Origin of the sequence: Actinomadura montaniterrae, assembly GCF_008923365.1 — a bacterium.
Taxonomy (GTDB): Bacteria; Actinomycetota; Actinomycetes; order Streptosporangiales; family Streptosporangiaceae; genus Spirillospora; species Spirillospora montaniterrae.
The window spans coordinates 1-13,789 of sequence record NZ_WBMR01000052.1 but is presented as its reverse complement, the minus strand read 5'-3'; the positions used below and the strand labels follow the sequence as shown (position 1 = coordinate 13,789).

The window sequence follows — 13,789 nt, the reverse complement described above, 5'->3', positions numbered from 1 at the left end:
GGGAGGACAACGTGATCACGGTCGATCAGGTGCGGGCGCTGGCGCTGACGCTGCCCCGCACGTCGGAGCACCTCATCAGGGACCGCGTGAAGTTCCGCGTCGGCTCGATCGTCTACGTGGCGTTCTCGCGGGACGAGACGGTGATGGGGTTCGCGTTCCCGAAGGAGGAGCGGGCGGCGCTGGTCGCGTCGGAGCCGGGCAGGTTCCGGCTGCCGGGGGAGTCGGACCTGCGGTTCAACTGGGTCGAGGCGTGGACGGCGGCGCTCGACGAGCCCGAGATGCGCGAGCTGGTCATGGACGCGTGGCGGATGGTCGTCCCGAAGAAGGTCGCCGCCGCCCGCCTCGGCTCATGAGGTGGGCGCCGGGCTGAGCGCGGTGCGGAGCGCGGCGAGCCAGTGCCGCGTCGTCCGCCGGGCCAGCTCGGTGCCGGGCGCGGACGCCTCGAACAGGTGCCACGCGCCCGGCACGTCCTTCACCTCCACCGGGACGCCGGCCTCCATCAGCCGCCGCGCGTAGTCCAGGCCCTCGTCGCGCAGCGGGTCGAGCCCGCAGGTCAGGACGTAGGCGGGCGGCAGGCCGGACAGGTCGTCCGCCCGTGCCGGGGCCGCGTAGGGGGAGACGTCGCCGCCGCGCGGGAGGTAGCCGTCCCACATGGCGCGCATCTTGGCGCGGTTGGTGAGGCGCGGGTCGGTGACGCGGTGCGAGGACGGGGTGTCGAGCCGGTCGTCCAGGCACGGGATCAGCAGCGTCTGGAACGCGAGGGCCGGGCCGCCCCGGTCGCGCGCGGCGAGGCACAGCGCGGCGGACAGGCAGCCGCCCGCCGACGCTCCCGCCACCGCGATCCGCGCAGGGTCGGCGCCGAGGGCGGCGGCGTTCGCGGCGAGCCAGCACAGCACGGCGTAGCAGTCCTCGAAGCCGGCGGGGAACGGGTGCTCCGGCACGAGCCGGTAGTGGACGTTCACGACGAGCGCCCCCGTCTCGGTGCAGACGCTGCGGGCCATCGGGCTGGGACCGTCCAGCTCGCCGTAGCTGAACCCGCCGCCGTGGATGTAGAGGACGGCGGGCAGCGGGCCGGGCGCCGCGCCCGCGGGGCGCAGGATCTGCACGGGCACGTCGTTGCCGTCCGGGCCGGGGACGGTCGTCTCCTCGATGAGGACGGTGCCGTCGTCGGCGCGCATCAGCGGCGCCATCAGCGCCCTGAATCCGGCGCGCGTCGCCTCGATGTCGGCGAGCGGGTCGTCCGGCCTCGGGGCCATCCCGGCGAGGATCCCGGCGAGTTCGGGGTGGACGTTCATGCGCGCTCCCATGGTCTCATTGATACCGTCTCAACGGTATGAACGATATGGTCTCAGTGAGACGGTGTCAACCGCCGTCGGACCCGGGGGAGGGCACATGGAGGAACCCGGCGTGCAGGCCTGCGCGGTGCTCGGGCTGATCGCCCGGCACGGGCCGATGACGCCGTACGAGCTGAAGGCCCGCGTGGAGGAGAGCGTCGAGCCGTTCTGGCCGATCCCGCACGCGCAGCTCTACCGGATCCCCGCCCGCCTCGCCGAGGACGGCCTGCTCCGCGAGGAGACCGAGGAGGGCGGGCGCCGCCGCCGCGTCTTCCACCTCACCGCCGCCGGCCGCGCCGCGCTGCGCCGCTGGCTCGCCGACCCCGGCGGCCCTCAGATCGAGACCCGCGACCCCGCCCAGCTGAAGCTGTTCTTCGCCGACCTCGGCGACCCCGGCGACGTCGTCGCGCTCGCCCGCGAGCAGGCCGCGCTGCACCGCCGCTGGCTCGCGGACTACCGCGCGCGCCGCGCCGCCCTCGACCCGTCCGACGAGGTCAGGCTGACCTCACGGGCCCGCATCCTCAAGCTCGGCATCATGCACGAGCAGGCGTACGCCGAGTTCTGGGAGCACCTCGCCGAGCACCCCGACGACCTCGACCTCTAGCGCGCCGCCGCGCCTCATCTCGCGTCGAGGGTGACCGCGATCGGGCGGTGGTCGGAGTAGGCCACCGGCTCGTTCTCCTGGTCGCGCCCGGCCAGGCCCGGCGTGACGAGCACCTGGTCGATCTCCTGGTCAGGACGCGGCGCGGCGGGGAACGTCGCGAAGGGCCGCGCGGCGGCGAGCGCGTCGGTCAGCCCGGCGCCCAGCAGGACCTTCCACGGCGCGCTGCCCGGTTCCAGGTTCATGTCGCCCGCCATCACGACCTGCCGGCCGTCGCGCCCGGCCTCCCGGGCCAGCCGGGCGAGCTGCTCGGCCTGCCCGAGGTCCTTCCAGCCGTCCGGCGGCTGCGTGTGCGTCGCGATCACCGTGAGGTCGCGGCCCTTCCACCGCAGCCCCACCCGCAGCGCCTCCGCGCCGGTCGGGCCGCCCTTCACCAGCGGCGTGCTCCGGACGGACGTGACCGGCAGGTCGGTGAGCACCGCGTCGCCCCACACCTCGTCCCCGGCGGGCGCCCAGATCGCGCGCAGGCCGAGCCGCTCGGAGATCAGCCGCAGCGAGTCGCGGCCGCCGTTCAGCATCCACCCCCGGTCCACCTCGCTGAGCACCACGACGTGCGGGCGCAGCCGCCGGAGCGCGTCCGCCTGGTCGGTGACGGTCATCGTCCCGTCCAGGCCGTAGCCCATCCGCAGGTTGTACGCGGCGAGCCGCAGGCCGCCGTCGTCCACCGGCCGCCACTTCGGGCCGGTGTCCCGCCACAGCGGCACGACCGCGACTGCGACGACGGCGACGACCGCCGCGCCCGCCGCCCACACGCCGGCCCCGCGCGGTTCCGCCGTACGCGCCGCCCGGACGGCCAGCGCCGCCGTGCCGAGCGCGGTCACGACCGGGACCCAGCGGTTCGGCGTGCCCAGGTCATAGGCGGAGTAGTAGGCGAACATCAGCACGACGAACAGCAGCCAGCCGCCCGCCATCGCCGTCCCGCGCCTGCCCGGACGGTCCGGCCCCGGGGTGCGGGCCGCCCAGCCGAGGCAGCCCGCCAGCGCGAGCTGCCCGAGGACCTGCGCGCCGACCGTCCAGCCCGGCGCGACGCCGTGCACGCCGTCGACCGTCGCGCGTCCCGCCGCGAACCCGAGCGCCGACAGCACGAGCCCGGCTGCCGGGACCAGCGGATGCCGCGTCCAGAACCGGGGACGCGCCGCCACCGCCACCGACAGCACCGCCACCGCCGCGATCAGCGCCGCCGCGACCCCGCCGGACCAGCCCGCGCTCGCCTGCGCGTGCCCGGGGTTGCCGGTGTAGACACCCCAGAGCAGCACCGACAGCCCGGCAGCCAGCCAAGCCCGGGGCGCCGCCGGCTCCCCGTCCGCGTCCCTGTGCCGCGCCAGCGTGACGGCGAACAGCGCGAGATAGACCAGCAGCGGGATCCACGGCACGACGCCCGCCCGCCACACCAGGTCGATGCCCTCGACCGCCGCCTGCAACGCCGTCGCCACGGCCAGCCCCGCCGCGAAACCGGTCATCGCGGGCGCCGTGTCCCGCGCGGTCATCGCGGTCGCGACCAGCCAGACCAGCCCGGCGAGCAGCCCGACGCTCGCGGTGTAGAGCTGCGGGTCGCCGCCGTCGGTGGCCTGCAGCACGATCCGCGCGACGATCAGCGCCGCGCCGCCGCCGAGCGCCAGCCGCCGCGCCGGGACCAGCCGCGCCAGCGGCACCGTGAGGAACGCGGCGACGAACCACGACAGCGCGTACGCGCCCATCACCTCCGCCGGCGTCTCGCCCGCGCTGCCGACCAGCGTGATCAGCGACGGCAGGAAGACGCGCAGCACGTCGGTCAGGACCAGGACGCCGAACAGCACGTCGAGCCGGATGCGCGGCACGGGGCCTCCCTCAGCCAGAATGTGAAGGAGTCTCACGTATAGCCCGGTCCGGGCGCAATACCCGCGACGATCTTCGTCCGGCCGGTCACGCCCCGGCCGGCTGGACCTCCGCGTCCTCCGGCTCCGCGGGCGCCGCCTCCGCCTCTTCGATCCTTCCGCGCCCCCAGGCCAGCGCCGCCGCGAAGCACGCGAACGGCACCGCGGGCAGCATGTACCGGTAGTCGAAGTCCACCGTGACCGGCGGCACCGCCAGCAGCGTCACCGCCGCCGCCCACAGCAGCGCGATCTCCTTGCGCCCGCGCCGCCGGAACAATCCCGCGAGCCCCGCCAGCAGGACCGCGGCGAGCATCGTCCCCCGCACGAAAACGTGCTTCTGATACGCCCGCAGCCAGCCCGCGAACGGATCGACGATATGCGTCCTCCCCGACCCGTGCTCGTAATCCCGGACCACCGAGACCCGGTTCCCGCCCCCGACCAGCGGAAGCGGTTTCTCCCCCTGCGCCCACGGCCGCGTCGGGAAGTGATACCGCGCCTCCGTCCCGACGGTCGGATAACGGTGCCGCTTCCACGAGAACGTCCGGACGAAGAAATCGTAGGAAACGGTCCTCACGTAATCGAGCGGCTGCGTCCGGATCGCCCACAGCGCGAATTCCTGCGCCTGCTCGTTGGTCTTCTCGTCGAACGGCTTCCCGTTCGTCCACCCCGTCGGCGAGTTCTCCACCCAGATCTGGTGCGACGCCGCGGGACGGCCGTCCGGCGACCCGTACGGGCACAGATGCGCCAGCTCCGCCGGCGGCGTGTGCCTGTCGCAGTCCGCGAACGTCGACGTCCGCCCCCACAGGAAGATCCCGTCCACCCCGGACATCCCGAACCGTCCGTAGTCGGAGTGGAACCACACCGCGTACCCGCCCAGCGGCAGCACGAACGCCGCCGCCAGCGCCGCGAACGACGTCCACCGCGCCCGCCGCAGCAGCAGGTACAGCAGCGCGATCACGAACAGCGGCACCCCCACCGTCCGGGTGACCGACGCGACGCCCAGCAGCGCCCCCACCAGCCCGGCCCGCCGCCACCCGCTCGCCCCCGGCCGCGCCAGCAGCAGCAACGCCTCCAGGATCAGCACCGTGAACACCGTGTCCGACAGGACCAGATGCTCCAGCTCCGCCTGGTAGGCGTCCAGCAGCAGCGGCGCGACGGCCAGCGCCGCCACCCACCGCCGCACCCCGAAGTTCCGGACCAGCGCCACGTACCCCACGACCGCGATCCCCACGATCGCCGCATGCTGGATCGCCGTCACCAGCCCCAGGCTGTGGAACGGTTTCAACACCCAAAGGAACAGCCCGTAACCGGACGGCCGCAGCGGGTGCGGGAACGGATCGTCCGCGATCCGCAGAAAGTCGAAGCTGTCGTTGAAGTACAGCGCCGGCGGAAACCCCAGCACCACCAGGACCCGCAGCGCGATCCCCGCCGCCAGCAGCGCCGAGAACAGCCGGTTGCCCGCCACCGCGGCACGCACCGGCCCGAACCTCAGGCGGCCGAAAAAAGCGGAGAGCAACACCGGGCCCCTAACTGTCGACAACGGCGCCACGATAGCGCCTACCCCACCCCCCACCCACAACGATCACCACCGCCCCCAGACCAGCGCAGACGTCTTCGTTAGAGCTCGCCTGGGTCTCTGGTCAGCCGTCCAGTACCTCGATCATGGGTAGTCGCCCTTGGGTGAAGGCCCCGGTCTCCTCAGGAGAGAGCGGCTTCCCGTCCTGACTCAGGTCGGTGAGCTTCACCGGTGCGTACGGCGCCACCAGGTACTTCCCGGGCTCCAGCATGTTCCTCTCGGGGATGACGAGCGTTCGGTCCTCCTGCCACCGGCTCATGTAGGCGCATTCCGACTGGACGAACGGCTGGGCCTCTCCGGTCTTCTTGAGATCGGCGTCCAAGAAGATGCCGTTCGCTCGCTGGGGAAGCTCTTTTCGCTTTGTGGGAGGCATCTGGTAGAAGCCGATGTAGTAACGAGCCTTGACCCCGAGTTGGTCGGTGTCCTCGCCTATGGCGAAGTTGTAGGCATGGTTCTTGGGCAGTTCTCCTTCGGGTCCGGAGCACTGCCTCGGCCGCCCCGGAGGGTAGGAAACGGCTCCTACCGTGCGACCCTGGAAACTGACGTGAACGTGAATTTTGGTTCCCGGCTTGGCCTTCGCGGGCCGGACGGAGATCTTCAGGTCGATGTAGGGCGTGTCGGCGGCGGGCATGTTCTCCACCCCGAGGAGGACGCCGGGCCGGGTGAAGGCGGCGTGGACGGCGCCGTGGCTCTCTCCGCCGACGCCGGGTCCAGGCCAGAAGTACCAGGCGGCCGCCACGGCGCCGGCTCCGACGGCGGCGATGCCCGCGGCGCCCTTCGTGCCGCCGACCTTGGTGAGCACGCCCTTGGACGTCGAGGCGCCGGCCTTCGTGGCGATGTCCGCCGATGCGGCGCCTTGTACATAGCCTGCAGCGGCGTGTCCGACCGCCCCCGAGGCCGCCGTGCCCACGCCCGCGGACGAAGCGCCGTGGGCGAAGAGTGCGCTGCCGAGCACGGCGAGCGGGACGGCGGCCCCCACCGCCGCTGCCACCGCGCCGAGCGCGATGATCCCTCGCCGCTCCCAGTCGGGCCCGTATTCGCGGACGGCGAGCGCCTCGAGTTCGCTGACGAACTCATGCGCGTTCCAAGCGCGCTCTGCGGGACTCTTCGCCAGACCGTGCTCGACGAGCGGGCGCAACGCCTCAGGTACCTGGTCCAGAGGCACGGGCGCAGTGGTGTGCTGCGCTCGGAGCGCTTCCATGGTCGTCCCCTGGAAGGGCTTCTCGCCGGTGACGCATTCTACGAACACGCAGGTCGCCGCGTAGAGGTCCGTCGCCGGAGTGGCGGGCCGCCCCTCCCACTGCTCAGGCGCCATGTAGGCGGGCGTTCCGGCGTGGCCTCCCTGCCCGGTCAGGACGGCGATGCCGAAGTCGATCAGCTTGCTCTGCCCGTCGTCCTGGACGAGCACGTTCGCCGGTTTGTAGTCGCGATGGACGACGCCGACCGCGTGCGCCGCCGCCAGCCCCAGGAGCGAACCCTTCAGCATCGTCAGCGCGGCTTCCGGCGCGAGCGGCTCACCATGGTCGTCCAGCACGCGCCGCAGGGACCGTCCGGGAACCGCTTCGAGGATGATCGCGGCTCCCTGCGGCGACTCCACGTAGTAGAACAGCCGTGCCACATGCGGATCGGTGACCCGTCGAAGAAGTTCGGCCTCCCTGCGGAACGTGTCCCGGGCGGCGGTGTTGCCGAGCAGGTCCGGGGCCAGGTACTTGATCGCCACCGCGGGGCCGCCCGTCTGGTGGCGGGCGAGGACGACCGCCCCCTGCGCCCCGGAACCCAGCTCCTCGACCCGGGTGTAGCCGGGTACCTCCCAGCCGTGCGGTCGGTCCGTCACTGGTTCGTGGTGGTCTGGATCTCGCCGACGGTGAGGGGCGTGAGCGGCGACGTCGTGGGCTGCTGCGGCAACGTGCCGTTGTTGCCCTGGCAGTCACCGCCTTCACAGGTCCACGTGATGTCCCACTTGATGGTCGCTGTGATCTGGTAGGCGCCGCCGGTTTCTCGCGCCGAGGACCGCTGATAGGTGTAATTGCAGGCCTTGCCGTCCTCGCTTCCGGCGTTGTTGCAGGTTTTCGTGGCCTCGCCGAGATTCCACAGCACTGCGACGGGAGTCGCCGTCGCCTGGACGATCTGATCTCCCGCCTTGACGGGATCCGTCTTCACGACATGGAAGCCGTCCACCCACAGTGCCGTTTTCACTCGCACGTACGTCGTTCCCTTGGGGGCGGTGTGGGCGGTCGGTACCGGAAGCAGCCTCGTGGTCAGAGCCTCTTCCACGAGTTGCAGCGTGTTGGCGGGCGCCGGCGCGAGCGGGGCGTTGCCGCCGGGAACCGGCGCTACCCCCACACCCTGGTTGGGGTTCAGTCCGTCCGGCGGTGGTGGTGCCACCGGGCCCGAGCCTCCGCCCGATCCGCCGCCGCTTCCACCTCCGCCGTCGGACGGAATGGTCTTGACGTTCTTCGGATTGCAGCCGAAAGAACCCGGTTTCCCTCCGCAAGGGGCGGCATCAGCTGGAACGGCGGTGAGGAGCGGTGCCAGCAGTGACATCGCGACGATGGCGCCAGAGGCGACTTTGCGTCCGGCGGGTTTCTGGACGGACATCGTGTGTCCTTTGCTGCGGGAGGTCAGCATGTGCGGTCCCGGGTGGTGGCGGCGACCTTCCAGGTACCCGAGTCGTACTGGACGGTCGTCCGGTAGATGTAGGCGCCGCCTGGCCCTCCGCCCGTCCGTTTGCCCGTCTTGGCCGAGTAGCGGTAGCCGGCGAGGGTGTTCACGCAGTCGATGACGTAGACCTTGGTGCCGTCTTTCGACTGGGCGTAGACACGCGGGTTGAGGGTGTTCGTGAACCGCCAGATCTCGCCTTTGGCCTTGGTGGACTCGATGTCCTTGGTCAGTTGGGCGAGGAGGGGGTCCATCGCGACGGCGGGGAGGGGGGGTGGGGTCGTTGGTGGCGTAGGCCTGTTTGTAGGCGGCCTGGTAGGCGCGGTAGCGGTCGAGGACCGTCTTGTAGAGCTGCGCGGTCGGCACGGCGGACGGGGCGGGCGCGGTGGCGGCGGGGGCGGCGCCGGTGGTGTCGAAGGTGCCTTCGGGTTTGAGGGCGCCGGACGACGGGTGGGACGAGCCGCAGCCCGTGAGGAGGGCGAGGGGGACGGCGGCGAGGGGGATCGCGGCGCGGCGGAGCCGTGGCGGGGAGGAACGAACCAACCGGGCGCGCATCGCCATCCCTGAGCGGCAGCCGACAACGGGGCGGAATACGCGCGAAAGCTTACAGAGATGGGTGTGACGAGAAAAGGGATTCGTTGCGGACGGTTGACCTCGATCTTGGTTGAGGTTGCAGGCTGGTGGGACGAACCGTGAACGGAGGGTGCTGTGCGTGCGGTGTGGCTGAGGGAGTTCGGTGGTCCGGAGGTGCTGGTTCCGGGGGAGGCGCCGGATCCGGTGCCGGGGGACGGGCAGGTGCTGATCGCGGTGGAGTACGCGAATGTCACCTTCGTGGAGACGCAGATGCGGGCCGGGAACGGGCCGCAGCCGTTCGCGCCGCGGCTTCCGATGATCCCGGGGAACGGGGTCGGCGGGACGGTGGCGGCGGTGGGGCCGGGGGCCGATCCGGGGCTGGCCGGGCGCCGGGTCGTGAGCTCGATGAACGGCAGCGGCGGGTACGCGGAGCTGGCGGTGGTGGACGCGGGGGGCCTGTTCGAGGTGCCGGACGGGTTGAAGTTGGACGATGCGGTCGCGCTGCTGGCCGACGGGCGGACGGCGACGCTGATGGTGCGGGCGGCGCGTCCGGTGAAGGGGGAGCGGGTGCTGGTGGAGGCGGCGGCGGGCGGGGTCGGGACGCTGCTCGTCCAGCTCGCGAAGGCGGCGGGCGCGGTGGTGGTCGCGGCGGCGGGCGGGCCGCACAAGGCGGAGACGGCGCTGCGGCTGGGCGCGGACGAGGCGGTCGACTACCGGGAGCCGGGGTGGAGCGAGCGGACCGGCCCGGTGGACGTGGTGTTCGACGGCGTCGGCGGGGACGTGGCGCGGGAGGCGTTCACGCTGCTCAGGCCAGGTGGCCGGATGGTCAGTTTCGGGCTGGCGAGCGGCGAGTGGGCCGACGTGCCGGAGGAGGCGGCGGAGGCGCGCGGGGTCGCGTTGATCCGGCCGAAGCCGTCCAAGGAGGAGATGCGGGACGCGACGCGGAGCGCGCTGCGGGAGGCGGCGGACGGACGGCTGCGTCCGGTGATCGGGCAGCGGTTCCCGTTGCGGAACGCCGCGGACGCGCATGCCGCGATCCAGTCGCGGGCGACGACGGGGAAGACGCTGCTGGAGGTCAGCGGACTTTAGCGAGGAAGGCGCGCAGGGCGGTCTCGTAGGCGGACGGGTCGACGTTCCACGCCTCGGTGTGGTCGCCCTGCGCGGTGATGTGGGTGACCATGCCGGGCGGGGCGGTCCGGGCGAAGGTGAAGGCGGGGCCGTTGGCGACGGTGGCGTCGTCGGCGGTGGTGAACAGCAGGGTCGGGGTCCGCAGCTTGGGGGCGTAGCGGCGCTGGTCGTAGTCCTTCAGGTCGATGCCGATGCGCCGTTCGAGGACGGTCTTGGCGAGGCTGGTGACGAACGGCGGCAGGTGGCGGGCGTCGCCCTGCTTGTCGAGGGTGGCGTTCCAGTCCATGACGGGGGAGTCGAGGACGACGCCGCGGACGAACGACGGGTCGTGCCGCAGTGTCGTCATCACCATCGCGCCGCCCATCGACCATCCGTACAGGACGACGCCGGTGGCGCCGTTCGCGCGCGCGTACGAGACGGCGGACGCGACGTCGTTCCATTCGGTGTCGCCGAGGTGGTTCTTGTGGTCGCGGGACTTGGGCGCGCCGACGTCGTTGCGGTACGCGATCGACAGCATGGGCAGGCCGAGGCCGTGGACGGTCCGCATGGCGCGGAACGTCTCGGCCTTGTCGGCGTTGCGTCCGTGCACGGCGATGACCCAGGTGTTCTTGGGCGACGAGCCGGGCAGCAGCCACGCGGGCATGGCGCCGAGCTTGGACGGATAGGTGACGTCCTTGAAGTCGAGCCCGAGCGCCGAGTGCGGGTCGCCGGAGTACACCCAGTGGTCGATGCCGGCCGCGGCGCCCTTGACGAGCGTCCCGTGGGAGACCGACACGACCTTCCGGACGACGTGGTCCTCGCCGCCGCCGACGACGGGGCCGAGCAGGGCGCGTCCGCCGTGCTTCCAGACCAGTGCCCAGGTGCCGGGGCGCTCCGTCTCGGGTTCGCGGGGGAGGGTGACGGTGCCGTCCGACGCGTCCTCGATGGTGAACGGGTACTCGGCGGTGTGGTCGACCTCGGTGGCGACGCCGGCGAAGTACCAGCCGATGCCTCCGACCGCCGCGCAGAGCAGCACGGCGACCGCGGCGATCGTCGCCATCAAGGTGCGGGCACGGCGGCGGCGCCGCGCGCCGGCCGGCCGGCCGGGCGGCGCGGGGACCGCTGATTCGGGGGCATCGGTGGACACGACATGGACGTTAGCCCACGTCCGGGTGGGCTCCGGGCGCCTCGACGGCCATGCCCCCGAGCGTCCGTGACGCCGGGTCCCGCCGCAATGGACCGATCCGTGCGGTTAACCTGCCGCTCAGGTTCCATCGGGATCACATGAGGGGACGCGCGGGTGACGGGGCAGAGCGAGCGGATCGCGGAGATCGAGGAGCGGATCGTCCGGTTTTCGCGGCAGACCGCGCCGCCGCGCTGGCGCCGCATCGACCTGCGGTGCGCGGCGACCGTGGTGGCGAGCGACGTGACGCTGACGATGCTGACCGGCGAGAACGCGGTGGTCCCCGCCGAGGTCGTCCCGGACGAGCTGTCCGCGCTGCTGATGGAGCTGCGGCGCGCGCACTACCTGTCGGAGCAGGGGACCTGGTTCTCGATGCTGGCGATCGTCGAGCCCGCCGCGGCGCTGTTCCTGTACAACGACGAGTTCGATCCGGAGTGGGATCCGCCCGCGCCGGTGGAGGCGTGGCGCCGCGACCAGATCGTGATGCCGCGGGACGGCGCGAACGTGCCGGGCTGGCTGCGCGACCGGATGGACGGCCGGGAGCCGTCCGAACCCGCGGAGCGGCCCGTGCCGTCCCCGCTGGACCCGGTCGAGCAGATGGAGCTGCTGACCGGGCCGTTCACGGTGCTGGTCGCCGACCACGCGCCGCCGTTCTGGGAGCGGATCACCGGCCATTACCAGGCGGTCGGCGGGCATGTGGAGTTCCCGCCGATGACGCTGCGGAAGGCGGACGGGTCCACCGCGTCCTGGACGCCGCCCGCCGCCGCGGCCGGGCTGCTCGACCGGCTGCGCGCCGGGACGCACGCGTTCCAGGGCTCCACCTGGTCCCGGATCGACGTCGAGGTCGTGTACGGGGACGGCGCCGTCCGGTGCCGCGCGAGCTTCACCCATGACGAGGAGCCTCCCTGGGAGTCCGAGCCGTCCGCGGACGACGTCCGGCGCGAGCTGGAGCGGCTCCCGCGCCGCGACGTCCCGGAGTGGATGGCGCGGCGCCTCGGCCCGGCGCCCGTCGCGCCGCCCCCGCCGACGCGCTTCGAGAGCCCTGTCCGCAAGGCCCGCGTGTTCGACCGGGCCGGGACGGACGGCGGTCCGCCCGAGGTGTCGCGCCCGCCCGTCCCGCCGGACGAGACCGAGCGGGTCGTCCGGTATCTGGAGGACGCGCCGGCCGTCATGGCGGCCCGCTCCAGCGCCCCCGACCTGCTCGACCCGTCGCGCGGCGAGCGCGTCCCGCTGACGTTCCACACCGACGGCGCGTGGGTGTGGTCGGGCGCGGTCGGCTACTACCTGCGCGAGCACGGCGTCCCGCCGGAGCCCGACCTCGTCGCGCACATCCGCGCGCACCGGTTCGCGGTCCCGGCCGTCGGCGATGACGCGATGGACGCCGCGAGCGCCGCCGCGATGGGACGCACCGCGCCGCGCGGCGTCCGCACGGAACCGGAGCCGGAGCAGTGGCTCGCGCTCCTGCAGAACCACCTGGACGCCCTCCAGGTCGACCGTGCCCGCTACCGGCTTCGCGGCGAGGAGGAGGGGGCGTGGTGCCTCGTTCAGGAGAAGGCGGGCTGGACGGTCTTCCACCTCGACGGCGGTGAACGGACCCGGCAGGCCGCCTTCGAGGACGGGGAACAGGCCGCCGCGTACCTTCTCGGCAGCCTGCTCATGGTGGTGCCGCAGCAGCAGACCGTCGAGATACCGAAGATCCAGCCGCTTAAGGGGGAGCCCCCGCTCTCTCTCCTGCGCGACCGTCAGATCACCGAGCTTCCCGCAGGAACCGAGGTGGACCGCTACGGAGGACACGGCGGGAACACCGCCTACGCCGCGCGCACACCGTTCCCCCAACGTTCGCTGCCCGACGACTGGCAGGAACGCGAATACCACGTGTACCGGCTACTGCGCCCCTTGCAGGCCCTTACCGGTACCGCGGTCCCGTGGTTCGAGCAGCCCGGCGGCGGCACGGCGTACGTGTTCGAACGCTCGATCGCCTACCTCCTGGCCGACGGCACCCTCCTAGAGGTCCACGACTGACCTCAGAGGGATCTAGGCGGCGCCGATGGCGGCGACGAGACCCAGGGCCAGGGTCAGGTCGAGGTGGATGAACGTCTCCAGCTTCGCGCCCGGCGGGACGTCCGGGTCCGCGGCGATCTCGTCCAGGACGGCCAGCGCGGCCGGGCTGTCCAGGTCGTCGCCGAGCGCCGCCTCCGCCTTGCGGGCGTAGTCGCGGTCCATCGGACGGCCCGGGCTGCGGGCCCATCCGGCGACCAGGCTCCGCCACGCCTCCAGCCGCGCGGCGGCGGTCATGAACCGGGACGCCGTCAGCTCGAGCGGGTCCCGGTACGGCACCTCCAGCATCGCCAGCCGCGCCGCGAGCGCGTCCATGCTCGCGTTCGCCATGACGGAGTACCAGTCGCCGCTCTCGTGCGGGACGAGCATCCAGGGCGCGTCGGCGTCGACGTTCGTCGACGAGGCGATGTAGAGGTCGGCGTCCGGCGGCGGCGCGTCCCAGTCGAGGAGCTCGAACGGCGCGATGTTGTAGTCCGTCCAGTCGCGGTCGTGGACCGACAGGTCCGGCGAGCAGGCCACCGGGACCTCGCGCCCGGCGCGCTCGCCGACCCGCCGCAGCAGGTCGGCGACCACGAGCGCGCGGTGCCCGGCCCCCTCGAGGACCTGGACGCGCAGGACCCGCCCCGGCGGGACCTCTTCGGCCTGCCCGGTGCGATGGTCGTAGAGCCGCATGCCCCCAACCCTAAGCAACCCGCGCGAACCGCCCGCCTTCCGGCCCCCGCTCGGCCGCGTCGCGTCAGCGGACCGACCCGTCGGGCGCCCCCGCCTGAGCGGGTGCGGGGCCCG

Annotated in this window: 12 protein-coding genes; 4 read left to right on the top strand and 8 right to left on the bottom strand. The window is 72.7% G+C overall.

Features of this window, described 5'->3' with window-relative positions:
• Window positions 1-11 precede the first annotated feature (11 nt).
• The gene (locus tag F9B16_RS19450; protein WP_151541515.1) at window positions 12-353 is read left to right on the top strand and encodes an MmcQ/YjbR family DNA-binding protein; all 342 of its coding nucleotides are present in this window, start codon (window positions 12-14) and stop codon (window positions 351-353) included.
• Here F9B16_RS19450 and F9B16_RS19445 read toward each other — a convergent pair.
• Window positions 348-1,307, bottom strand: coding sequence for an alpha/beta hydrolase (locus F9B16_RS19445; RefSeq protein WP_151541514.1), 960 nt, complete (start codon window positions 1,305-1,307; stop codon window positions 348-350). The genes F9B16_RS19450 and F9B16_RS19445 overlap by 6 nt on opposite strands.
• 85 nt (window positions 1,308-1,392) lie before the next feature.
• Here F9B16_RS19445 and F9B16_RS19440 point away from each other — a divergent pair, with 85 nt between their 5' ends.
• On the top strand, window positions 1,393-1,938 hold the full coding sequence (locus F9B16_RS19440; RefSeq protein WP_192808870.1) for a PadR family transcriptional regulator: 546 nt from the start codon (window positions 1,393-1,395) through the stop codon (window positions 1,936-1,938).
• Window positions 1,939-1,952: 14 nt separating this feature from the next.
• On the opposite strand, the gene F9B16_RS19435 is transcribed toward F9B16_RS19440, so the two are convergent.
• From F9B16_RS19435 to F9B16_RS19415, 5 genes are all read right to left on the bottom strand, one after another.
• Window positions 1,953-3,812: an endonuclease/exonuclease/phosphatase family protein gene (locus tag F9B16_RS19435; protein WP_151541512.1), complete on the bottom strand. Its 1,860-nt coding sequence runs from the start codon at window positions 3,810-3,812 to the stop codon at window positions 1,953-1,955.
• Between the two features lie 85 nt (window positions 3,813-3,897).
• A complete protein-coding gene (locus F9B16_RS53635; RefSeq protein WP_151541511.1) occupies window positions 3,898-5,325 on the bottom strand; it encodes a hypothetical protein in 1,428 nt (475 codons plus the stop codon).
• 163 nt (window positions 5,326-5,488) lie between these two features.
• Window positions 5,489-7,258, bottom strand: a complete 1,770-nt coding sequence (locus F9B16_RS52750) for a serine/threonine-protein kinase (protein WP_225991769.1) — start codon at window positions 7,256-7,258, stop codon at window positions 5,489-5,491.
• On the bottom strand, window positions 7,255-8,022 hold the full coding sequence (locus tag F9B16_RS19420; RefSeq protein WP_151541510.1) for a hypothetical protein: 768 nt from the start codon (window positions 8,020-8,022) through the stop codon (window positions 7,255-7,257). Before F9B16_RS19420 ends, F9B16_RS52750 begins: the two co-directional genes overlap by 4 nt.
• A 23-nt stretch (window positions 8,023-8,045) precedes the next feature.
• Window positions 8,046-8,336, bottom strand: coding sequence for a hypothetical protein (locus F9B16_RS19415; protein WP_151541509.1), 291 nt, complete (start codon window positions 8,334-8,336; stop codon window positions 8,046-8,048).
• A 454-nt stretch (window positions 8,337-8,790) separates the two neighbouring features.
• Between F9B16_RS19415 and F9B16_RS19410 the strand changes: the two genes are divergently transcribed.
• Complete coding sequence (locus F9B16_RS19410) at window positions 8,791-9,744, top strand: zinc-binding dehydrogenase (RefSeq protein ID WP_151541508.1); 954 nt, start codon at window positions 8,791-8,793, stop codon at window positions 9,742-9,744.
• Here the strand turns inward: F9B16_RS19410 and F9B16_RS19405 are convergent.
• The gene (locus F9B16_RS19405) at window positions 9,731-10,909 is read right to left on the bottom strand and encodes an alpha/beta hydrolase family protein (RefSeq protein WP_151541507.1); all 1,179 of its coding nucleotides are present in this window, start codon (window positions 10,907-10,909) and stop codon (window positions 9,731-9,733) included. The two genes, F9B16_RS19410 and F9B16_RS19405, sit on opposite strands and share 14 nt — an antisense overlap.
• Window positions 10,910-11,062: 153 nt before the next feature.
• Here F9B16_RS19405 and F9B16_RS19400 point away from each other — a divergent pair, with 153 nt between their 5' ends.
• Complete coding sequence (locus tag F9B16_RS19400; protein ID WP_225991768.1) at window positions 11,063-12,967, top strand: TNT domain-containing protein; 1,905 nt, start codon at window positions 11,063-11,065, stop codon at window positions 12,965-12,967.
• A 12-nt stretch (window positions 12,968-12,979) separates the two neighbouring features.
• Here the strand turns inward: F9B16_RS19400 and F9B16_RS19395 are convergent, their stop codons facing one another.
• Complete coding sequence (locus tag F9B16_RS19395; protein ID WP_151541506.1) at window positions 12,980-13,675, bottom strand: hypothetical protein; 696 nt, start codon at window positions 13,673-13,675, stop codon at window positions 12,980-12,982.
• Between the last annotated feature and the right edge of the window lie 114 nt (window positions 13,676-13,789).